21 protein-coding genes and 1 tRNA gene are annotated in these 20,184 nt (G+C 71.1%); 11 read left to right on the top strand and 11 right to left on the bottom strand.

Features of this window, described 5'->3' with window-relative positions; all coding sequences use genetic code 11:
* Positions 1–47 precede the first annotated feature (47 nt).
* Positions 48–1,484 (top strand): nitrate/nitrite transporter, encoded by a 1,437-nt coding sequence (locus GXP74_RS39160; RefSeq protein ID WP_182455923.1) that lies wholly within the window; start codon positions 48–50, stop codon positions 1,482–1,484.
* Here GXP74_RS39160 and GXP74_RS39165 read toward each other — a convergent pair.
* The gene (locus tag GXP74_RS39165; RefSeq protein WP_182455924.1) at positions 1,474–2,301 is read right to left on the bottom strand and encodes a maleylpyruvate isomerase family mycothiol-dependent enzyme; all 828 of its coding nucleotides are present in this window, start codon (positions 2,299–2,301) and stop codon (positions 1,474–1,476) included. The two genes, GXP74_RS39160 and GXP74_RS39165, sit on opposite strands and share 11 nt — an antisense overlap.
* 177 nt (positions 2,302–2,478) lie before the next feature.
* Here GXP74_RS39165 and GXP74_RS39170 point away from each other — a divergent pair, with 177 nt between their 5' ends.
* Positions 2,479–3,273, top strand: coding sequence for a carbon-nitrogen family hydrolase (locus GXP74_RS39170; protein WP_182455925.1), 795 nt, complete (start codon positions 2,479–2,481; stop codon positions 3,271–3,273).
* Between the two features lie 37 nt (positions 3,274–3,310).
* On the opposite strand, the gene dhaL is transcribed toward GXP74_RS39170, so the two are convergent.
* Entirely contained in the window at positions 3,311–3,970 is a 660-nt protein-coding gene (gene dhaL, locus GXP74_RS39175; RefSeq protein ID WP_182455926.1) for a dihydroxyacetone kinase subunit DhaL, read from the bottom strand.
* Between the two features lie 4 nt (positions 3,971–3,974).
* On the bottom strand, positions 3,975–4,973 hold the full coding sequence (gene dhaK, locus GXP74_RS39180; RefSeq protein WP_182455927.1) for a dihydroxyacetone kinase subunit DhaK: 999 nt from the start codon (positions 4,971–4,973) through the stop codon (positions 3,975–3,977).
* 36 nt (positions 4,974–5,009) lie between these two features.
* Here dhaK and dhaM point away from each other — a divergent pair, with 36 nt between their 5' ends.
* Positions 5,010–5,411 carry a dihydroxyacetone kinase phosphoryl donor subunit DhaM gene (gene dhaM, locus GXP74_RS39185; RefSeq protein WP_225448505.1) on the top strand — a complete coding sequence of 134 codons (402 nt, stop codon included), beginning with the start codon at positions 5,010–5,012 and terminating at the stop codon, positions 5,409–5,411.
* Positions 5,412–5,481: 70 nt separating this feature from the next.
* Here the strand turns inward: dhaM and GXP74_RS39190 are convergent, their stop codons facing one another.
* The 4 genes from GXP74_RS39190 to dnaK all read right to left on the bottom strand — a co-directional run bounded on the left by GXP74_RS39190 (position 5,482) and on the right by dnaK (position 9,849).
* Complete coding sequence (locus tag GXP74_RS39190) at positions 5,482–6,072, bottom strand: heat shock protein transcriptional repressor HspR (protein WP_370468518.1); 591 nt, start codon at positions 6,070–6,072, stop codon at positions 5,482–5,484.
* A 4-nt stretch (positions 6,073–6,076) separates the two neighbouring features.
* Complete coding sequence (dnaJ, locus tag GXP74_RS39195) at positions 6,077–7,255, bottom strand: molecular chaperone DnaJ (RefSeq protein WP_182455929.1); 1,179 nt, start codon at positions 7,253–7,255, stop codon at positions 6,077–6,079.
* Positions 7,256–7,351: 96 nt separating this feature from the next.
* Positions 7,352–7,999, bottom strand: a complete 648-nt coding sequence (grpE, locus tag GXP74_RS39200) for a nucleotide exchange factor GrpE (RefSeq protein WP_182455930.1) — start codon at positions 7,997–7,999, stop codon at positions 7,352–7,354.
* Positions 7,996–9,849: a molecular chaperone DnaK gene (gene dnaK, locus GXP74_RS39205; protein WP_182455931.1), complete on the bottom strand. Its 1,854-nt coding sequence runs from the start codon at positions 9,847–9,849 to the stop codon at positions 7,996–7,998. The genes grpE and dnaK overlap by 4 nt, the downstream gene beginning before the upstream one ends.
* Before the next feature lie 352 nt (positions 9,850–10,201).
* On the opposite strand from dnaK, the gene GXP74_RS39210 reads away from it, so the two are divergent.
* From GXP74_RS39210 to GXP74_RS39220, 3 genes are all read left to right on the top strand, one after another.
* Positions 10,202–12,451 carry a (Fe-S)-binding protein gene (locus GXP74_RS39210; RefSeq protein WP_182455932.1) on the top strand — a complete coding sequence of 750 codons (2,250 nt, stop codon included), beginning with the start codon at positions 10,202–10,204 and terminating at the stop codon, positions 12,449–12,451.
* A 322-nt stretch (positions 12,452–12,773) separates the two neighbouring features.
* Positions 12,774–13,436, top strand: coding sequence for a Yip1 family protein (locus GXP74_RS39215; RefSeq protein WP_182455933.1), 663 nt, complete (start codon positions 12,774–12,776; stop codon positions 13,434–13,436).
* Positions 13,437–13,538: 102 nt separating this feature from the next.
* A complete protein-coding gene (locus GXP74_RS39220; RefSeq protein WP_182455934.1) occupies positions 13,539–14,408 on the top strand; it encodes a metal-dependent hydrolase in 870 nt (289 codons plus the stop codon).
* 37 nt (positions 14,409–14,445) lie between these two features.
* Here GXP74_RS39220 and dcd read toward each other — a convergent pair whose 3' ends face one another.
* Both dcd and GXP74_RS39230 read right to left on the bottom strand, forming a co-directional pair.
* The gene (gene dcd / locus GXP74_RS39225; protein ID WP_182455935.1) at positions 14,446–15,021 is read right to left on the bottom strand and encodes a dCTP deaminase; all 576 of its coding nucleotides are present in this window, start codon (positions 15,019–15,021) and stop codon (positions 14,446–14,448) included.
* 80 nt (positions 15,022–15,101) lie between these two features.
* The gene (locus GXP74_RS39230) at positions 15,102–15,320 is read right to left on the bottom strand and encodes a hypothetical protein (protein WP_182455936.1); all 219 of its coding nucleotides are present in this window, start codon (positions 15,318–15,320) and stop codon (positions 15,102–15,104) included.
* Positions 15,321–15,630: 310 nt separating this feature from the next.
* Here GXP74_RS39230 and GXP74_RS39235 point away from each other — a divergent pair.
* The 3 genes from GXP74_RS39235 (at position 15,631) to GXP74_RS39245 (ending at position 17,066) form a co-directional block, all read left to right on the top strand.
* A tRNA-Gly gene (locus GXP74_RS39235) sits at positions 15,631–15,704 on the top strand.
* Between the two features lie 576 nt (positions 15,705–16,280).
* Positions 16,281–16,535, top strand: coding sequence for a hypothetical protein (locus GXP74_RS39240; protein WP_225448506.1), 255 nt, complete (start codon positions 16,281–16,283; stop codon positions 16,533–16,535).
* 75 nt (positions 16,536–16,610) lie between these two features.
* Complete coding sequence (locus GXP74_RS39245) at positions 16,611–17,066, top strand: hypothetical protein (protein WP_225448507.1); 456 nt, start codon at positions 16,611–16,613, stop codon at positions 17,064–17,066.
* A gap of 12 nt (positions 17,067–17,078) precedes the next feature.
* On the opposite strand, the gene GXP74_RS39250 is transcribed toward GXP74_RS39245, so the two are convergent.
* On the bottom strand, positions 17,079–17,585 hold the full coding sequence (locus GXP74_RS39250; RefSeq protein WP_225448508.1) for a hypothetical protein: 507 nt from the start codon (positions 17,583–17,585) through the stop codon (positions 17,079–17,081).
* 309 nt (positions 17,586–17,894) lie between these two features.
* Here GXP74_RS39250 and GXP74_RS39255 point away from each other — a divergent pair, with 309 nt between their 5' ends.
* A complete protein-coding gene (locus GXP74_RS39255) occupies positions 17,895–18,323 on the top strand; it encodes an Hsp20/alpha crystallin family protein (protein WP_182455938.1) in 429 nt (142 codons plus the stop codon).
* Positions 18,324–18,499: 176 nt separating this feature from the next.
* The gene (locus GXP74_RS41990; protein ID WP_182455939.1) at positions 18,500–18,706 is read left to right on the top strand and encodes a DUF5133 domain-containing protein; all 207 of its coding nucleotides are present in this window, start codon (positions 18,500–18,502) and stop codon (positions 18,704–18,706) included.
* 597 nt (positions 18,707–19,303) lie between these two features.
* Here GXP74_RS41990 and GXP74_RS39265 read toward each other — a convergent pair.
* A complete protein-coding gene (locus tag GXP74_RS39265; RefSeq protein WP_182455940.1) occupies positions 19,304–19,771 on the bottom strand; it encodes an ATP-binding protein in 468 nt (155 codons plus the stop codon).
* Positions 19,772–20,184 lie beyond the last annotated feature (413 nt).

Below are 20,184 nucleotides of genomic sequence, written 5' to 3' on the forward strand. Positions count from 1 at the left end.
AACCCGACTGCGGGAGCAAATTCATCCTTCCATAGGATGAGTGCACCATGTTTGTCGACCCTGCTCCGCCGCTGTCCCCCGCCGCCGCCATCCCCTCACCCACCGTCGAGGCCCCCGCCGGATCCGTCGCCGTCCGGACGGATCCGCCCGGCGGACGCCGGGCCTGGCTCGCCTGGTCCATCGGCGTCAGCGTCTACGCCCTCGCCGTCGTCCACCGGACCAGCCTCGGCGTCGCCGGGATCGCCGCCGCCGGCCGGTTCGGCATCGGCGCGTCCGCGCTGTCCACCTTCGCGATCCTGCAGGTGCTGGTCTACGCCGGGATGCAGGTCCCGGTCGGCCTGCTGGTGGACCGGTTCGGGCCGCGCCGGGTGCTCAGCTGCGGGCTGGTGCTGCTCACCGCCGGGCAGCTCGGCTTCGCCTTCGCCACCGCCTTCACCCCGGCGCTGATCTCCCGCGCGGTGCTCGGCTGCGGCGACGCGATGACCTTCGTCAGCGTGCTGCGCGTGGGCGCGCTCTGGTTCCCGCACCGGCGCAACCCGTTCATCGCCCAGCTCACCGGACTGGTCGGCACGGTCGGCAACCTGGTCAGCACCACCCTGCTGTCGCAGGTGCTGCACAGCGCGGGCTGGACCCCGACCTTCGCCACCACCGCGCTGCTGGGCGTGCTGGTGCTGGCCATGGTGGTGCTGTTCCTGCGGGAGACCCCGGACAGCCCGGCCCGGGCCCCGCTGTTCCGCACCGCCCGGGCCGACCCGGCGACCGCGGATGCCCCGGGCGCGCCACCACGCCAACCGCTGCTGCCGCAGATCAAGGGCGCCTGGCGGGAGCCCGGCACCCGGCTCGGGCTGTGGGTGCACTTCACCACCGCCTTCCCCGCCGCCGCCTTCCTGCTGCTCTGGGGGATGCCGTTCCTGATGGAGGGCCAGGGCGAGTCCCGGGCCACCGCCGCCGGACTGCTCTCGCTGATCATCGTGGCCAGCATGGGCTTCGCCCTGCTCTTCGGACGGCTGGTCTCACGTCACCCGGCGGTGCGCAACCCGCTGGTGTTCACGGTGGTCCTGGGCACCGGCGGGATCTGGGCCGTGGTGCTGGCCTGGCCCGGTCCGCACGTGCCGATGTGGCTGCTGCTGGTGCTGGTGCTGGTCCTCGGCAGCAACGGCCCGGCCTCGCTGGTCGGCCTCGACTACGCCCGGCCGGTGAACCCGCCGGAGCGGATCGGCACCGCCTCCGGGATCGTCAACATGGGCGGCTTCATCGCCGCCGTACTCGCGCTGTTCGGCATCGGCCTGGTGCTGGACCTGCTGACCCCCGGCGGCGGGGACGACTACACCCCGCACGCCTTCCGGCTGGCCTTCTGCGTGCTGTACCTGCCGATGGCGCTGGGGCTGACCCAGATCCTGCGGCTGCGCGCCCCCGCCGCCCGCCGGGAGGCGGAGCTCGGGCTGCACCGCCCGCCCGGCGGAACCGAGCCGGTCAGGGGGTGACCGCCAGGTTGTCCAGGATCCGCCCGGCCAGCTCCTGGTCGCCCTCGACCTTCACCTCGGCCCCGGCCGCCGGGATCCGACCGCAGGTCAGCCGGGCGAAGGCCTCCCAGTCCAGGGACAGCGACACGGACGGGGCCAGGGTCACCCGGGCGTCCACGCTGCCCCGGCCGTCGGCGTCCACCCGGACCGTGCGCATGAACTCCAGCGGGCCGCCGACGTCGAAGACCGCGGTGCTCCCGGCGGGCGCGCCGGCCAGCTTGGCGACCGCCTTCGGCAGCATCTCCACCAGGTAGTCGCGGGTGATCACGGCCGCCGCGGAGTCCAGCCCCCCGGGGGCCCGCAGCGCCCGGCGCAGGTCCTGCTCATGGGTCCAGACGTCGAACACCCGGGTCCGCAGCAGCTGGTGGTACGGGATGTCGCGGGAGTACGGGCCCATCGGCCAGCGCACCTCGTCCAGCGGCTGGTAGCGGTCGCCGCGCAGCACCCGGGTGCGGCGGATGACGGTGTACTCCAGCTCGGCGGTCATCTCCGGACCGGTGTGGCAGCGGCGCTTGTCCACCGGCACCTCGCAGTAGCGGGTGAACTCGTCGACCACGTGCCGCAGATCGCTCGGCAGGGTGTGGATCGGACGCGGATCACCCAGCAGCTCCGTCTCCATGGCGATCACGTGGGAGACGACATCGCGTACCGACCAGCCGGGGCACTCGGTGGGGCGGTTCCACTCGCCCTCGGTCAACGGCGCCACCAGCTCGGAGACGGCCTCGATGGACTGCGTCCAGGCGTCGGCGTACGCCTGGACTATCTGCGTGTCGGTCACGTTTCGACCCCTTGGCTCCGGGCACCCCGGCGGCGGACCCTCGATTGATTGCCTCGCGCCCCCGCACCGGTCGCGGAAAGCCGACGAGCGCACAAGTGGCACGTTACGCTCCCCTATGTCACCGGGTCAGCGCTTTAACGTGTTGATCGTAGAGCCCTTCCCTGAGCGGGTGGTACTGTGCGCGCCTCACTCCTGCAGATCGACGTCGACCTCAACGAGCCCGCGGACGCCCGGCGCGCCCGGGTGGCGGACCTGGTCCGCGCCCAGCACGCCAGTGACCTCGTGGTTCTCCCCGAGCTCTGGCCGCTCGGCGGTTTCGCCTATGACGAGTGGTCACCCGGGGCGGAAACCCTGGACGGACCGACCGCCGAGATCATGTCCGAGGCCGCGCGGAGCGCGGGCGTCTGGCTGCACGCGGGGTCCATCGTCGAACGCGACCCCGACGGTCCCCTCTACAACACCTCACTGCTGTTCTCGCCCTCCGGCGAGCTGACCCACACCTACCGCAAGATCCACCGCTTCGGCTTCGACAGCGGCGAGGCCGCGGCGATGGGCCCGGGCACCGAGATCGCGGTCGCCGCCACCGAGTTCGGCACCCTCGGCCTGGCCACCTGCTACGACCTGCGCTTCCCGGAGCTGTTCCGGACGCTGCTGGACGCGGGCGCGGAGATCTTCGTGGTCCCGGCCGCCTGGCCCGCCCGCCGCCGCGAGCACTGGACGCTGCTGGCCCGGGCCCGGGCGGTGGAGGAGCAGGCGTTCGTCCTGGCCTGCAACACCGCCGGGAGCCACAGCGGGGTGCCGCAGGCCGGGCACAGCCTGGTGGTCGACCCCTGGGGCGAGGTGCTGGCCGAGGCCGGGGCGGGCGAGGAGGTGCTCACCGTGGAGTTCGACCCGGGCGCGGTGGCCCGCACCCGCGCCGACTTCCCGGTGCTGCGGGACCGGCTGATGGGCATCGCCGTCCCGCGGTACTGAGCCGCCGCAGTACTGAGCCGCCGCAGTACCGAGCCGCTCAGCCCTTGGCCAGCACCTCCGCCAGGGTCCGGAACAGCAACGCGGTCGAGGTCGCGCCCGGATCCTGGTGGCCGATGCTGCGTTCGCCCAGGTAGGAGGCCCGGCCCTTGCGGGCCTGCAGGGGCACGGTGGCCAGCGCGCCCGCCGCGGCAGCCTCCGCGGCGGCCGCGGCGGCCACCGCCGGGCCCTGGTCGGCGGCGGCCCCGAAGGCCGCCGCGGCCGGGGCCCAGGCGTCCACCATGGTCTTGTCGCCGGGCTGCGCCGCGCCCAGCCGCCGCACCGCCTCCAGACCGGCGGTGAACGCCGCCGCCAGCCGCTCGGCGTCGGCGGGGGTGTCCGCCGGATCCGCCCCGGGCGGGTTCAGCGACTTGCCCATGGCCCGGAAGGCGCTGCCGTACAGCGGTCCCGAGGCGCCGCCGACGCTGGAGATCAGCGTCATCCCGGCCTTCGCCAACACCGCGCCCGGGCTGGGCAGTTCGGCGCCGTCCAGGGCGGCCGCCACGGCCCGGAAGCCGCGGCGCAGGTTCGCCCCGTGGTCGCCGTCGCCGATGGCGGCGTCCAGCTCGGTCAGCTGCTCCGCGGCCTCCTCGACGGCCGCCGCGGCGGCCAGCAGCCAGGCGCGGGCGGCCCCGGCGTCCAGCCCGGTGGGCTCGGCCATCGGCTCACACCCCCCAGCGCAGCGCCGGGGTGTCCACCGGGGCGTCCCACAGCTCCAGCAGCTCGGCGTCGGCCCGGCACACGGTGATCGACACCCCGGCCATGTCCAGGCTGGTCACGTAGTTGCCGACCAGGTTCCGGGCGATCCGCACGCCCTTCGCCGCGAGCAGCGCGGCCACCTCGGCGTAGACGATGTAGAGCTCCAGCAGCGGGGTCCCGCCCAGGCCGTTGACCAGGACCAGGACCTCCTCGCCGGACTCCAGCGGCTGGTCGGCCAGGATCGCCGCCAGCATGTCGGCGACGATCTCCTTGGCCGGGCGGAGCTTCTCCCGGCGGCGTCCGGGCTCGCCGTGGATGCCGACGCCGACCTCGATCTCGTCCCCGGGCAGGTCGAAGCCGGGGCGCCCGGCGGCCGGGGTGGTGCCGGAGGTCAGCGCGACCGCGAAGGAGCGGGAGGCGGCGTTGACCCGCCGCCCGACCGCGGCGACCTCGGCCAGGCCGTCCCCGCGTTCGGCCGCGGCGCCCGCGATCTTCTCGACGAACAGGGTGGCGCCGGTGCCGCGCCGACCGGCCGTCCAGGTGGAGTCCTGGACCGCGACGTCGTCGTCCACCAGGACCGTCTCCACCGAGACGCCCTCCTCGGCCGCGAGCTCGGCCGCCATCTGGAAGTTCAGCACGTCGCCGGTGTAGTTCTTGACCACCAGCAGCACCCCGGCGCCGCCGTCGACGCCGAGCGCGGCGGCCAGCATCTGACCGGGGACGGGCGAGGTGAACACCTCGCCCGGACAGGCGGCGTCGAGCATCCCGGGGCCGACGAACCCGGCGTGCAGCGGCTCGTGGCCGGAGCCGCCGCCGGAGACCAGGGCGACCTTCCCGGCCCGGGTCGCCGCGGCCCGGGCGACCACCCGCTCCTTGACGTCCACCCGTAGCTCGGGGTGGGCGGCGGCGATCCCGGCGAGGGCGTCGGAGACCACGTCATCCGGAGAGTTGATGAGTTTCTTCACGCTGCGGCTCCTGGGGGTGGCGGAAGCGGCACTAGCATGGGGGAAATGAGCACTGTCGTTGGCATCGTACTCGTCTCGCACAGCCGTGACCTGGCGTCCGGCCTGCGCGCCCTGGTGGAGCAGCTGGCCGCGGGGCTGGTCCCGATCGCCGTGGCGGGGGGCACCGAGGACGGCGGCATCGGCACCAGCTACGAGCTGATCGCGGCCGCGGTGGCGGAGGCCGACCGGGGAGCGGGCGTGGTGGTGCTGCCGGACCTGGGCAGTTCGGTGCTGACCACCCGGCTGGTCCTGGACGACCTGGGGCGGGAGGACCTGGTGATGGTCGATGCTCCGTTCGTGGAGGGCGCGGTCGCGGCCTGCGTCCTCGCCTCGACCGGCGCGGAGCTGTCGGCGGTCGCCGCGGCGGCCCGCGAGGCCCGGCAGATCGCCAAGTTCTGACCGCCCGAACCGGGCGAGGGCCGCGTCCGACGCCGGACGCGGCCCTTCGGGGTCACTCCCCCGGCGCCGGTCACTCCCCCCGGCGCTTGGGACGCCAGACCACCAGCGCGCTGCTCTGCCGCGCCGGGGCGTACGGGACCAGGTCCCGGCGGTAGGAGGCGTGCACCGCCGCCTCGCGCTGGTTGGCCGCCGCGCCCGCGTTGGCGACCTCGCCCTGGAGCTCGGCCACCCGCGCCCGGAGCGCGGTCACCTGGTTCTCCAGCTCGATGATCCGCTTGATCCCGGCGAGGTTGATGCCCTCCTCCTGGGAGAGCCGCTGCACCTCGCGCAGTTGGTCGATGTCCCGCGCCGAGTAGCGCCGACCGCGCCCGGCGGTGCGGTCCGGCGAGACCAGGCCGAGCCGGTCGTACTGCCGCAGCGTCTGCGGGTGCAGCCCGCTCAGCTGCGCCGCGACCGAGATGACGTACACCGGAGTGTGCTCGGTCAGCGTGTACGCCACCCGGCCGCCGCCCGTGCGGCTGCCGGGCACCGAGCCCGGCAGGCCGCCGCCGAGGCCGACCCCGACCTGGCCGGGGCCACCGGCCCCGCCGTTGGGGTGGCCGCCGCTGGGGTGGCCGCCGCTGGGGTGGCCGCCGTTCGAGTGGCCGCTGTTCGGGTCCATCACCTCACGCCTCCTCCGCCGCCTTGAACAGAGCTGCCCTCGGATCGTGCTCCGCCGTCGCCTCGCGGTACTGCTCCAGCGCGGTCAGCGCCTCGCCCTCGGTCTCCGGCGGAACCTCCACCTCGACCGTCACCAGCAGGTCGCCCCGGGTGCCGTCCTTGCGGACCGCGCCCTTGCCCCGGGCCCGCATGGTCCGGCCGTTGGCCGTGCCGGGCGGCATCTTCAGGGTGACCGGGGGACCGCCGAGCGTGGGCACCCGGATCACGCCGCCGAGCGCCGCCTCCGGGAAGGACACCGGGACGGTCACCGTCAGGTTGTCGCCCTTGCGCCCGAACACCGGATGGTCCTGGACGTGCACGGTGACGTAGAGGTCACCGGGATTGCCGCCGCGCTCGCCCTGCGCGCCCTTGCCCTTCAGCCGGATCCGCTGGTCGTTCGAGACCCCGGCCGGGATCCGCACCTGCATCGTCCGCGCCGAGGTGGCCCGGCCGCTGCCGTGGCAGACCTCGCAGGGGTCGTCCACGATCAGCCCGCGCCCCTTGCAGTCGCGGCAGGGCTCGGACAGCGCGAAACCGCCCTGCCCGCGCTGGACATGGCCGGTGCCGACGCAGGTCGGGCAGACCCTGGGGGTGGTCCCGGCCTTGGCGCCGGTACCGGAGCAGGTCTTGCAGGCCGCCTGACTGGTCATCCGCAGCGGGACGGTGGTGCCCTCGACCGCCTCGACGAAGCTCAGCGTGACCTCGGACTCGACGTCCGCGCCGCGCCTCGGCTGGGCCGAGCGGGTGCCGCCGCCGCGGTTGAAGATGCCGCCGAAGACGTCCCCGAGCCCGCCGCCGCCGCTACCGCCGCCGCCGAAGGTCCCGCCCTGCTGGCCGCCGTTGAACAGGTCGCCCAGGTCGAAGCCGAACCCGCCGTTGCCACCGGCGCCGGTGCGGAAGCCGCCGTTGGCGAACAGCGCCCGCGCCTCGTCGTAGTCCTTGCGCCGCTTGGGGTCCGAAAGCACGTCGTTGGCCTCGGAGATCTCCTTGAAGCGCTCCTCGGCCTCGGGGTTCCCCTTGTTGGCGTCGGGGTGGAACTCCCGCGCCAGCTTCCGGTAGGCCTTCTTGATCTCCGCGGTGGAGGCGTCCTTGGGCACGCCCAGAACCTTGTAGTAGTCCTTCTCCACATAGTCCTTGCCGCTCAAAAGGATTCCCTCCTCTCCGCAGTAGCAGTCGCAGTGATGGGACCGTGGGACCGCACCCCGGAAACACCGGCGTACGGCCCCACAGTCTCCACCGAATCAGTCCTCGCTGTCACCGTCGCCCTTGGCGTCCTCATCGGAGGAGTCACCGGCGGCGGAGCCACCCGGCTCGGGCTCCGCCACGGCGACCCGCGCCGGACGGATGATCCGCTCGCCGATCTTGTACCCCGGCTGCAGGATCTGCACGCAGGTGGTCTCGTCGACGTCGGCCGAGTAACTGTGCATCAGCGCCTCGTGCAGCTGAGGGTCGAAGGGCTCGCCCTGCTTCCCGAACTGCTGGAGGCCCAGCTTGGCCACCACGGTCTCCAGGGACTCGCCGACGGACTTGAAGCCGCCGGTGAGCTCCTCGTGCTCGCGCGCCCGGCCGATGTCGTCCAGCACCGGCAGCAGGTTCTCCAGCAGGGCGGCGACGGCGATCTCCCGCACCGTCACCCGGTCCCGCTCGACCCGCTTGCGGTAGTTCTGGTACTCGGCCTGGAGCCGCTGGAGGTCGGTGGTGCGCTCGGCCAGCTGCTTGCGGGCCTCCGCCAGATCCTCGGCGGCGGTCGCGGTGGCAGCGTCGGCCGCATCGGTCGCCGCGCCCTCCTTGGCCCCGGGGGCGGGGGCCGCCTTGTCAGCGGCCCCCTTCCCGTCGGCGGTGGTGGCGGCGCCGGGCTCCTCAGCGAAGCCCTGCGTCTCCTGGGTCACGCCGCACCGCCGTCGCGCTTCTCGTCGTCCACGATCTCGGCGTCCACGACGTCGTCCTCAGCGGCGCCGGAGGCGTCGTTCGGGGCGTCGGAGGGGCCGCCGGCCGCGGCCGCGCCCTCGGCCTGGGCGTAGAGCGCCTGGCCGAGCTTCTGCGAGGTGGTCGACAGCTTCTCGGTGGCCTCGCGGATGGCCGCGCTGTCCTCGCCCTTCAGCTTCTCCTTGAGCTCGGAGACGGCCGACGCGACCTCGTCCTTGACGTCACCGGGGACCTTGTCCTCGTTGTCCTTGACGAACTTCTCGGTCGTGTAGACCAGCTGCTCGGCGGTGTTGCGGGTCTCCGCGGCCTCGCGGCGACGGTGGTCGTCGTCCGCGAACTCCTCGGCCTCGCGCATCATCCGCGCGATGTCCTCCTTGGGCAGCGCGGAGCCGCCGGTGACGGCCATGCGCTGCTCCTTGCCGGTGCCGAGGTCCTTGGCGGAGACGTGCATGATGCCGTTGGCGTCGATGTCGAAGGTGACCTCGATCTGCGGCAGGCCACGCGGGGCCGGCGGCAGGCCGGTCAGCTCGAACATGCCGAGCTTCTTGTTGTACGCCGCGATCTCGCGCTCGCCCTGGTAGACCTGGATCTGCACGGACGGCTGGTTGTCCTCGGCCGTGGTGAAGATCTCGGAGCGCTTGGTCGGGATGGTCGTATTGCGCTCGATCAGCTTGGTCATGATGCCGCCCTTGGTCTCGATACCGAGGGACAGCGGGGTGACGTCGAGCAGCAGGACGTCCTTGACCTCGCCCTTGAGCACACCGGCCTGCAGCGTCGCACCGATGGCGACGACCTCGTCCGGGTTGACGCCCTTGTTCGGGTCCTTGCCGCCGGTCAGCTCGCGGACGAGCTCGGCGACGGCGGGCATCCGGGTGGAACCGCCGACCAGGACCACGTGGTCGATCTCGGACAGCTGGATGCCGGCGTCCTTGATGACGTTGTGGAACGGGGTCTTGCAGCGGTCCAGCAGGTCCGCGGTCAGCTGCTGGAACTGCGAGCGGGTGAGCTTCTCGTCCAGGTGCAGCGGGCCCTCGGCGGAGGCCGTGATGTAGGGCAGGTTGATCGTGGTCTCGGTCGAGGACGAGAGCTCGATCTTGGCCTTCTCGGCCGCCTCACGGAGCCGCTGGAGCGCCATCTTGTCCTTGGACAGGTCGACGCCGTGGCCGTTCTGGAACTGCTTCACCAGGTGGTCGACGACCCGCTGGTCCCAGTCGTCACCGCCGAGGTGGTTGTCGCCGTTGGTGGCCTTGACCTCGACCACGCCGTCGCCGATCTCCAGCAGCGACACGTCGAAGGTGCCACCGCCGAGGTCGAAGACGAGAATGGTCTGGTCGTCCTTGTCCAGGCCGTAGGCCAGGGCGGCGGCGGTCGGCTCGTTGACGATGCGCAGCACGTTGAGGCCCGCGATCTCACCGGCCTCCTTGGTGGCCTGGCGCTCGGAGTCGTTGAAGTAAGCGGGGACGGTGATGACCGCGTCCGCGACCTTCTCGCCCAGGTACGCCTCGGCGTCGCGCTTGAGCTTCTGCAGGATGAACGCGCTCATCTGCTGCGGGGTGAAGTCCTTGCCATCGATGTTGACCTTCCAGTCGGTCCCCATGTGGCGCTTGACGGACCTGATGGTCCGGTCGACGTTGGTGACTGCCTGGCGCTTGGCGACCTCGCCGACCAGCACCTCGCCGTTCTTCGCGAAGGCGACGACGGACGGTGTGGTCCGGGCGCCCTCGGCGTTGGTGATGACGGTGGGCTCACCGCCTTCGAGGACGCTGACGACAGAGTTCGTCGTACCGAGGTCGATTCCGACCGCACGAGCCATCGTGGATCCCTCCGAGGAGAAGTTGAGTAGAACAGGCTCAAGCATGCATCGGAGATCTCGATCCGTCAACAGAGATGAGTGGTGGCGGCTCAACTTTATTGCCAGCTTATGCGGCGCCATCGGCACGGGAGGCCCCGGCGGCAGCCGATGACGGCGTCCGGACAGGTGATCGGCGTCACGGGTGCGGGCGAGTGCGCGAAGTGCCGCCGACTGGTGACAATGGGTCGCAATGGGAGATTGCTCATGCGGCACCGGAAGTTACTGGCGGGTATGCTACGGCGTGGTCCGCCCCCGCACCTCGGCCTGAGCGGTACCCGGAGCCCAATCGTCCCGAAGAGAGGGAACAGCGCCGATGCAGCTCGCCGCGATCGTGATCTCCCTGGTCACGACTCTGGTCGGTACCGCGCTCGCCGCGCGCGCCGCCCTGTACATCTACACCTTCGTCAAGCTCGGCGCCGACGAGCCGCCGCGGGCGCGCACCGGCGATCCCGCGCAGCGGGCGAAGACGGTCGCCAAGGAGTTCTTCGGGCACACCCGGATGACCACCTGGGGCGTCGTCGGCGTCGCCCACTGGTTCGTGGCGACCGGGTTCTTCTGCCTGGTCCTGACCCTGGTGACGGCCTTCGGGCAGCTCTTCGACGCCGACTTCGCACTGCCGATCATCGGCCACTGGTGGCCCTACGAGCTCTTCGAAGAGGTCATCGGCCTGCTGACCACGGCCGGCATCGCGGTGCTGATCGTGGTCCGGCTGCTGTCGCTGCCCGGCCGGGCCGGCCGCAAGAGCCGCTTCGCGGGCTCCATCGCCTGGCAGGCCTTCTTCGTCGAGTACGTGATCCTCGGCATCGGCATCTGCATCCTGGTGCTGCGCGGCCTCGAAGGCGCCATGGAGGGCACCGGGTACAGCGCGCACTTCGCCATCAGCTACCCGCTGGTGCTGGCGTTCAACGGCCTGAGCACCGGCACCCTGAAGAACCTGATCTGGCTGTTCGCCACGCTGAAGATCGTCATCTCCTTCACCTGGGCGATCACCATCGGCCTCAACCCCTCGATGGGCGTGGCCTGGCACCGGTTCCTGGCCTTCTTCAACATCTTCTTCAAGCGCGAGCAGTCCGGCGGGGTGGCCCTCGGCGAGCTGCGCCCGATGACCTCCGGCGGCACCCCGATCGACTTCGAGGACCCGGCCGACGACGCGGTGTTCGGCGTCTCCCAGGTCGAGCAGTTCTCCTGGAAGGGCCTGCTGGACTTCTCCACCTGCACCGAGTGCGGACGCTGCCAGTCGCAGTGCCCCGCCTGGAACACCGGCAAGCCGCTCTCGCCCAAGCTGCTGATCATGAACCTGCGGGAGCACGCCTACGCCAAGGCCCCCTACCTGCTGGCGGGCGGCGGCAAGGACGCGGAGGGCAACGAGAAGGCCACCCCCGAGCAGCTGGCCGGCGTCCCGGCGGCGGCCCTGGCCGAGGCCGAGCGGCCGCTGATCGGCACCGCCGAGGCCGGGTCCCATGGCCTCGGCGGCGTCATCGACCCGGACGTGCTGTGGTCCTGCACCACCTGCGGCGCCTGCGTCGAGCAGTGCCCGGTCGACATCGAGCACATCGACCACATCGTCGACATGCGCCGCTACCAGGTGATGATCGAGTCCTCGTTCCCGACCGAGGCCGGGACGATGCTGAAGAACCTGGAGAACAAGGGCAACCCGTGGGGCATGGCCACCAAGGCCCGCCTGGACTGGGTGAAGGAGCTGAAGAAGGAGACCGGCATCGAGGTCCCGGTCATCGGCGAGGACATCGAACCGGCCGAGGTCGAGTACCTGTACTGGGTCGGCTGCGCGGGCGCCCTGGAGGACCGGGCGAAGAAGACCACCAAGGCCTTCGCCGAGCTGCTGCACACCGCCGGGGTGAAGTTCGCGATCCTCGGCAAGGAGGAGTCCTGCACCGGTGACTCCGCCCGCCGCCTGGGCAACGAGTTCCTGTTCCAGATGCTCGGCGCGCAGAACGTGGAGACGCTGAACACGGTCCTGGAGGACGCACCCGTCAAGCGCATCGTCGCCACCTGCCCGCACTGCTTCAACACCATCGCCAACGAGTACCCGCAGCTCGGCGGCCACTTCGAGGTCGTCCACCACACCCAGCTGCTGCAGCACCTGGTGGACGAGGGCAAGCTGGTCCCGGTGAACCCGGTCGAGGGCCTGATCACCTACCACGACCCCTGCTACCTGGGCCGCCACAACAAGGTGTACACGCCGCCGCGCGAGATCATCGCCGCCGTCCCCGGGCTGCGCAACGAGGAGATGCACCGTCACAAGGAGCGCGGCTTCTGCTGCGGCGCGGGCGGCGCCCGGATGTGGATGGAGGAGCGCATCGGCAAGCGGATCAACACCGAGCGGGTGGACGAGGCGCTGTCGCTCAACCCCGACATCATCTCCACCGCCTGCCCGTTCTGCCTGGTGATGCTCTCCGACTCGGCCAACGGCAAGAAGAGCGAGGGCGCGGCGAAGGAGACCCTGCGGGTGGTGGACGTGGCCCAGCTGCTGCTGGACTCCGTCAAGGCCGTCCCGGAGGCCCCGGCCGCACCGGAACCCGAGCCGGAACCCGCCAACTCCTGACCCTCAACTCCTGACCCCGGGGCCGCCCCTGCGGGGCCGCCTCCCGCGCCTGTCCGGCACTGTCACCGGCAGTCACCGGCACTGTCACCGGCGCGGGAGGCGGCCCCGCGGGCTTTCGAGCTCCCGGCAACCTCGGCAACCGTGGTCGGCGGTCGGAGCGGCCGGGTACGGTCACATTGTGCGTGCCAGAGGAAATCCATTCAGTCGGAACCGTGCCACCGCCCGGGACCGGCCCCCGGCCCCCGTCGCCGCCCCCGCGGGCGGCCCCGCGGGCGGCCCTGCGGGCGGTCCCGCGGGCGGCCCCGCGGGCGGTTCCGGCGGTGTGCCCGTCGGCGGCCGGGACGACCGGCCGGGGCACACCCGTGCCTTCACCGTGCCCGACGAGCCGGTGGAGCACATCACCACCTACCGGGCGGGCGAGCGGCACCCGGAGGTCCGCGCCACCCGGCTGCGCCGGCAGGACCTGCTGGTCGGCATCTACCGCAACCCGACCCGTACCTTCGCGCAGATGCGCTCGCACCAGGTCTGGGGCCCGGCGCTGGCCGTCTCCGCGGTCTACGGGCTGCTGGCGACCTTCGACCTGGGCGGCCTCAGGGGCGAGGTGTTCGACGCGACCCCCGGCCTGGCGGTCTTCGCCCTGGTGTTCAGCACGCTGACCTTCGTCGTGGCCGGGATCCTGTTCGGGACGGTCACCTGGGCCCTGGCCCGACGGCTCGGCGGGGACGGCGCCTGGGCGCCGCTGGTGGGCCTGTCCATGATCATCGCCTGGGGCACCAGCCTGCCGCGCGCGCTGCTGACGCTGGTGCTGTCCCCCTCCGACGGCGTGGTGCAGTTCCTCGGCTGGACCACCTGGTTCCTCTGCGCCTGGCTGCTCACGGCCATGGTGCGGCAGGTGCACGACCTGCCCTGGGGCAAGGCGGCGAGCGCCGCGGCGGTACAGCTGATCGCACTATTGCTGCTCTTCACCCTGCCCACCCTGAGCTGAGGGAAGATGGGACCGGTCAGTCAGTACTGATTCGGTCCGTCACTGCTGTCCCGGACCGTCACGTCCGCGCCACCCGTCGCACTCGTCACAGGAGAATCACCCATGTCCCTCCCCTCCGCGTCCACGCAGGTGACCTTCCCGGCGGGCACGGTCCACGGCAGTTCCACGGTGCTGGCGGTGGTGCCGCTGCCGGACGGCCGCCACGGGGTGGTCACCGAGGCCACGCCGTTCCACCCGCTCGACCACACCTGGCCGGACCAGCCCGCCGACAGCGGCAGCCTGGTCGTCGACGGCGTGGAGCTGCCGGTACTGGACTGCGTCACCGGCGGGGTCAGCCCCGAGGGCGAGCTGTCGCTGGGCGCCGACATCCCGGTGCGGCGCGGGGCTGAGGACTGGGCCTGGCTGGTCGTCCACGTGGTGGACGCGCCGGTGGCCGTCGGCGCCGCGGTCGAGCTGCGGGTGGACGCCGAGCGCCGGGCGGCGCTGTCCGCCGCGCACACCGGCTGCCACCTGCTGGCGCTGGCCCTGAACGAGGCCCTGGCCCCGCGCTGGCGCAAGGACCCGGGCCGCGCGGACGCGCTCGGGCACCCGGACTTCGACAGCCTCGCCATGGACAGCTCCCGGATGGACGTCCGGGCCAGCACCGACAGCTACCGGATCGGCAAGTCGCTGCGGAAGAAGGGCTTCACCGCGGACGACCTCGCGGCCGACCTGCCCGCGCTCACCGCCGCCGTCAACGACCGGCTGGCCGCCTGGGTCGCGGCCGACGCCCCGGTCCGGATCGAGGCCCCGGGCCCGGAGCTGACCGCCCGCCGCCGCTGGGCCTGCGACCTGCCGGAGGGCCCCGCCTCGATCTTCTGCGGCGGCACCCACCTGCACGGCCTGGGCGAACTGCTGTCGCTGAGCACCGAGCTGCGGCTGAGCGAGGACGGCAGCGAACTCACCGCCGTCACCACGCCCGAGCGCCGCTGACCCGCCCGGCTCAGATCCGGAGCTCAGATCCCCGGGCTCAGATCTTCGAGCGGTAGAAGTTGAGGTACGACCGCGAGGCCGTCGGCCCGCGCTGCCCGAAGTAGCGCGAGCCGTACTCGGCCGAGCCGTAGGGGTGCTCGGCCGGCGAGGTCAGCCGGAACATGCACAGCTGGCCGATCTTCATCCCCGGGTAGAGCTTGATCGGCAGCGTGGCGACGTTCGACAGCTCCAGCGTCACATGGCCGCTGAAGCCGGGGTCGATGAAGCCCGCGGTGGAGTGCGTGAGCAGCCCCAGGCGTCCCAGCGAGCTCTTGCCCTCCAACCGGGAGGCGAGGTCGTCCGGCAGGGTCACCACCTCGTAGGTGGAGGCCAGCGCGAACTCGCCGGGGTGCAGGATGAACGGCTCGTCGCCCTCCGGCTCGACCAGCCGGGTGAGGTCCGGCTGCTCGACCGAGGGGTCGATGTGCGGGTACTTGTGGTTCTCGAACACCCGGAAGTACCGGTCGAGCCGTACGTCGATGCTTGACGGCTGGATCATGGTCGGGTCGTACGGGTCGATGACCACGCGCCCGGATTCGATCTCGGCCCGGATGTCCTTGTCTGAGAGCAGCACGCCATGAGGTTACGTGCCGGGACCGGCCCCCGCCCAATCAGCGGGGACCGACCACCCGCCGGCCCCGGCGCCGAACGGCCCTAAGCGAGGAACTCGGCGGCTTCGAGCCGCAGCGCCCGCTGGATCTGCTCGCCGCTGAGCGCGGCCAGGTCGGCAGGCACGGAGCTACGCAACCGCGCACACTGCGGGCAGCGGATGAGCCGCCCGGGGCCGATCCGCCCGGCCCCGAGGTTCTGCATCGGGAACGTGGCGGTGCTGAACAGGTGCCCCTCGGCACAACGGACGACAGTGCGCTCCATTGTTTCCTTTCCCCATCGGACGGCATACGGGCCCCAGCCGCCGCCCCGCCCGCCTGCCAGCCGGGTCAATCGGCTTGCGGCAGTGGACTCGTAGACGCGCGACCGGTTCCGTGCCACACAGCGCGGCGGCATCACATTAGGGGATCTTCCGGACACTGCACCCAAAGGCTCGCCGTCCCCCGACACCTGGAATCCGCCCGCCACAGTACGCCCCCACCCCCACCAGCAACACCCACCGGGTGCCTCCCTGCAAAGCCCCCCGAGCATGGGGTAGAGTAACCACCGTCGGCCGTACCTGACGGCAGATCACGCGGGTGTAGTTTAATGGTAGAACATGAGCTTCCCAAGCTCAGAGCGCGAGTTCGATTCTCGTCACCCGCTCCACATGAAAGCCCCAGGCCAGCGGCTGGGGCTTCTTTGCTGTCTAGACCATTCCGGCCCTGTCGTGCCAGAACGATGCTAACGGTCGGTCAGATTTAGCCATTTGGAGTCACTTTCCGTGCGGGAGTGAAATATCCGCCGCCAAAGTCTTACATCATGAGACGCATTTTCTGTGACCTGCGTCACTTGCAGTGGTGCATGCCGTCGGGCCGCGGCTGCCATGCAGGTTTGGTGGATGTCCACAGGACAGCGTTCGCAGCACCGGTGCCAGATCCGTCGAGAGGCCAGCTGAAAGGCCGCGGCCATGCTCCGGCCTGTGCTGGCTCTGCCCGAACCCCTGACCCATGAGGCTGCGGCTGGTCAGCCCTTCGGGCCTCAGCTGGTGAGCAGACCTTTCCTCGCCGAGACCTCGTGCGGCATCATCAATGCATGACGTCGCAGAAGGCAGATGCCGCGTAGGTCCCCGCACGTGCTTCGAACCAGCCTGCCCGACTCCCGAAGCCGCGATTCCACCAGCACCTTGTTCGTCAGCACCTGTCCCGGGCTGCCAGCTGTTCTGCTGTGCACACGTATCTCTTCGTGGACGGCCTCGACATGGTGGCTCGCAGCGACAGCAGGGTCGTCGGTCTGCACCCGAGGCAACTCCTCCGCCCCGGCGGCCCCCTCTACCCGACGGACAATGCTCGCCGGGTGCGTGTCGCATCTCTTGACCCGACCGAACCGGACGCCGGCGGGCTCGATATCGGAGTGCGCTTCCGCCTCGGGCACTACATCGCGGAGATTGAGCGCGCGTACTCCAGTTGGTACTTCTCCGAGGGCATCAGCCGGCGGTGAGCGCCGGGGCCGACATCAGGGGTAGCTTCACGACGAATGCCAGAGGTGCGGTGCCGTCAGTGAAGGGGGATTGCGGTGGTTCGGCTGGGCAGGGGTGCAACCGGATTCCGAGGTGCCAAGGACGACCCGCTCCCGGAGGCCGACCTGCAGGCGTTCCGCGCTGCCTGGCACGCGGCCGCCCGGCTCGCAGACGGGCAAGCGGGAGAGCTCGTCCGGCAGGCGTACCCGCGAAGCTTCCACACCGCCACAGTCGCGGACCGGAACGGGACGCACGTCGTGCTGTGCCACGCCCACCTCCCGCTTGTCGCCTTTGCCGCCGACCAGTGGCGGGGGCACACAGTCGAGTTCCGCGACCCTCCGATCTGGTCGAACATCTTCACGGACGCGGGCTTCATGGTGATGTCCGAGCGCCTGCTCAACTCGCCGCTCAGCCAGGTGGACACCTCGGACCTGTGCTCTGCCGAATGGATACAGATCCGGTACTGGCGCGCCAACAGGCTGGGTGAGGTGCTCTTTAACTCCTGGGACTGACCAGCCTCCCGATCAGCCCTGTCCGCGATCAAGCTCGGCCGCCCATTCCTTGAGCACGGCGAAGTCCTCCGGCAGCAACCCGAGGCTCGGATCGATCCGCAACAGCAGGGACGGAGCGGGGTGGTGGGCGTCGACCCAATCGCGGTCCGCGCCAGTAATCTCATCGTCCAACCATGCAAACGGTCGGCCATCTGTCCAAGAGACGACCTCCGGGGTCTTCCAGAACACCCCGTCAGGCGACTTCGGCCGCGGCGAGGACCAGGCCACGAAGGGGAGCTCGGGAAGTCCCAGGAGCGGCGCGAGGTGAGTGTCGGCCTCGTCCTCCCGCGTTGTCGCCCAGATCAACTCGAAGGGCAGCGCCATCAGCGCGGGGCCGTGCGCCGGGTTGAGCCACACCGGCAGCGGGACAGGTCGCCGTTCGGGATACCCCCACTCGGCATTCCGCGTTGCCTGCATCGCCACCCAGCCGGGAGTCAGCAGGCGGTGGGCCTCGTACCCGTCGGGTCGGTGGTCAGGCATCGCCCCGAATGGGTTCAGCGGACCGTCGACGTCAAGGAAGAGCAGTAGGGAAGAGCAGTGGGGGCTGCGCTGGGCTGGTCACGGCTGCACGGTAGCCGGTCTACGCGTCGTCGGACGTAGTTATTGAGCCGTCGGGATTGAAGCGGAGGAAAGGGGGGCGGGCTGGTGCACGCTGGGCGCTCGCCTGCTCCAGATGCCCTGACCTGCGCCTACATCAAAGTTGAGTCCGTGCTTGTCAATCTTCGTGCTCGGTGCTATAAATCTGCCGTTGCCATGTGCATCCCTCTACCGGACAAGGAGTGATCCACGATGCTCATGCGTACCGACCCCTTCCGCGAACTGGACCGGCTGACCCAGCAGGTGCTCGGCACCACCGCCCGCCCGGCCGCGATGCCGATGGACGCCTACCGCGACGGGGACACCTTCGTGGTCGAGCTCGACCTCCCGGGAGTGGACCCGGAGTCGATCGACCTGGGCGTGGAGCGCAACGTGCTGACCGTGCACGCCGAGCGTCGCCCCACCAGCGGCGAGGACGTCGAACAGCTCCTCTCCGAGCGCCCGCGCGGCGCGTTCAGCCGCCAGCTGTTCCTGGGCGAGACGCTGGACACCGACCGTATCGACGCCGCCTACGACACAGGCGTCCTGACGCTGCGGATCCCCGTCGCCGAGCAGGCCAAGCCCCGCAAGATCGCCATCAGCGGCGGCACCTCCCCGCGCCAGATCAACCCCGGGCAGTAACTCACCGGCTGGTGCACCGAGCAGCCCGACCGCAACCACCGGTCCCGGCGACCTCATTGGGGTGGGCGGCACCAAGCATCGGGCAGGTGCCGCCCCCCCTTGTCCCGCCCTTCCCTGAACCCCAGCGTCGTGGGAACCCGGCACAGGTTCTCACCTCCTCACTCCTGGAGCAGGCCATGCCGTTGATCAACCTTCCGCTGCTCGAACGCCTCGTCGCCGAACTGGACGCGCTGCAGGATCAGCCCGACGCGGCCCGCCGACGCGAGGACCTGTACTACACGCTGTGCGTGTCCACCGGCGTACGCGAAGCAGACCAGGCCCTGGCCCGAGCCCGCCACCTCCTGGCCTCCCGCCAGGAGCACGCCTTGGTGCAGGCGGCCTGATCGGCCCCCGGCCAGGGTCCCCGGGGCGACGAGCCGCAGGACGGGGGTGACCGCCACCGAGGGTTGTTCGACCGGATCAGGTTCGGCGGACCGAGCGTGCTCCGCTACTCCTGGGCTCTAGTGGTCCGTGGCGGTCAGGGCGTCGGTGGCGGCGGCTTGGCGCAGGGTTTCGAGGGTGGCGGCCTGCTGTTCGGCGCGGTGCTGCAGTTCGTGGAGCCGGTCGGTGTTCGGGGTCGATGCGGGCCACGGCCACGGCGCCGACGCAGGTCACGGCGAGGGCTTGGTAGATGTGCCCCATGACCGCTTCGGGCGTGTGGCCTGAGCTGGTGTGGAAGGCGCGGATCGCCGCCCGGGTGGCGACCTGTGCCAGGTGGCCGTGACCCAGTCCGTCGGAGAGCATCACCCACAGCGCCCGTCGCGAGCCCGACCCGACAGTTGCTTCAGCCCCGGAGCGATTCTCGGAGCCGGGCAGTCCCGCAGCTCGGGTGCCCGCATCGCTACCGGGCGGGGGCGGACCTGCGGGTGCTGGTGTCACCGGTTCGTGCCAGCGAGAGGCCCAGCCGTCGCCGCATTCCTGGGCTCCGTTGATGGGCCGGTTCAGTCCTGCGGTCCCCGAGGGCGGCAGTCCGCCGCTGGCCGGGGCGGGGGTCGGAGGGCTCCGTGGCCGGAAGCGGGCCAGCATGACGGTGCCCTGGCCGGGGATGGAGTGCAGGTCGAAGGTGTCGGCGAGCCGGGCGATGGCGCCCAGGCCGATGCCGAGGGTACCGGTACTGGAACGTCCGTCGCGCATGGCCGCGGCACGTCCGAGATGCCCGGACCGCGGTCGATGGCGAGGAACTCGATGCCGGCGTGCTGGCCGGTGCGCACGATCCGCAACGCGATCGTGCCGACGACGGCGTGCTTGACCAGGTTGGAGGCGGCCTCGGACACCGCCAGCGCGACCTCACCAGCCCGGTGCGCGCTCCGCCCGATGCGCTCCGCCAACCGCGAGGCGGCCACGCGGGCGACGGTCAGGTCGTCGCGGAACCAGACCACGTCCTCGCTGTCCAGCAGCACGGCGCTCACCGCGCCCGCCCGACGCCACAGGCCAGGACCGCGGTCAGGCGCGTATCGCGGTCGTGCACAGATGCCCCCGGTGGCATGGGAAGGGTGTGTGGACGCCTGCCACAGCAGCTCTGCCGGGCAGCGGCGCCGCCCCTGCCCGGAAGCAGACCGGAGATGCCCAAGTGAACCAAATTTTCTTCGACAGCAGCACAGAAAAATCTGTGCTGACTGGAGTAGACATTGGCTTGTGTTGTGGTTATGGTTTCTCTCGTAGCCAAGAGGAACGCAGGGCCCGGCAGACATGAACTGCCAGCCAGGAGTACATGCAGGTGCAGTTGGCAGAGCGGTGCGGTGGCGGAGTTCCGGAGCCAGGGTTTGTGCAGGACGGCGACGGGACTGGCGACCGGACCGGGTGGCCCGCAGTGATCAGGGGC

Origin of the sequence: Streptacidiphilus sp. P02-A3a (assembly GCF_014084105.1) — a bacterium.
Taxonomy (GTDB): domain Bacteria; phylum Actinomycetota; class Actinomycetes; order Streptomycetales; family Streptomycetaceae; genus Streptacidiphilus.

Coding starts and splice junctions, on each gene's coding strand:
- GXP74_RS39190 (WP_370468518.1), bottom strand. CDS start 6,072: ATGGACCCGAACAGCGGCCACTCGAACGGCGGCCACCCCAGCGGCGGC.
- GXP74_RS39230 (WP_182455936.1), bottom strand. CDS start 15,320: ATGGAGCGCACTGTCGTCCGTTGTGCCGAGGGGCACCTGTTCAGCACC.
- GXP74_RS39160 (WP_182455923.1), top strand. CDS start 48: ATGTTTGTCGACCCTGCTCCGCCGCTGTCCCCCGCCGCCGCCATCCCC.
- dhaL (WP_182455926.1), bottom strand. CDS start 3,970: ATGGCCGAGCCCACCGGGCTGGACGCCGGGGCCGCCCGCGCCTGGCTG.
- dnaK (WP_182455931.1), bottom strand. CDS start 9,849: ATGGCTCGTGCGGTCGGAATCGACCTCGGTACGACGAACTCTGTCGTC.
- dhaM (WP_225448505.1), top strand. CDS start 5,010: ATGGGGGAAATGAGCACTGTCGTTGGCATCGTACTCGTCTCGCACAGC.
- GXP74_RS39255 (WP_182455938.1), top strand. CDS start 17,895: ATGCTCATGCGTACCGACCCCTTCCGCGAACTGGACCGGCTGACCCAG.
- GXP74_RS39220 (WP_182455934.1), top strand. CDS start 13,539: ATGTCCCTCCCCTCCGCGTCCACGCAGGTGACCTTCCCGGCGGGCACG.
- GXP74_RS39210 (WP_182455932.1), top strand. CDS start 10,202: ATGCAGCTCGCCGCGATCGTGATCTCCCTGGTCACGACTCTGGTCGGT.
- GXP74_RS39250 (WP_225448508.1), bottom strand. CDS start 17,585: ATGCCTGACCACCGACCCGACGGGTACGAGGCCCACCGCCTGCTGACT.
- GXP74_RS41990 (WP_182455939.1), top strand. CDS start 18,500: ATGCCGTTGATCAACCTTCCGCTGCTCGAACGCCTCGTCGCCGAACTG.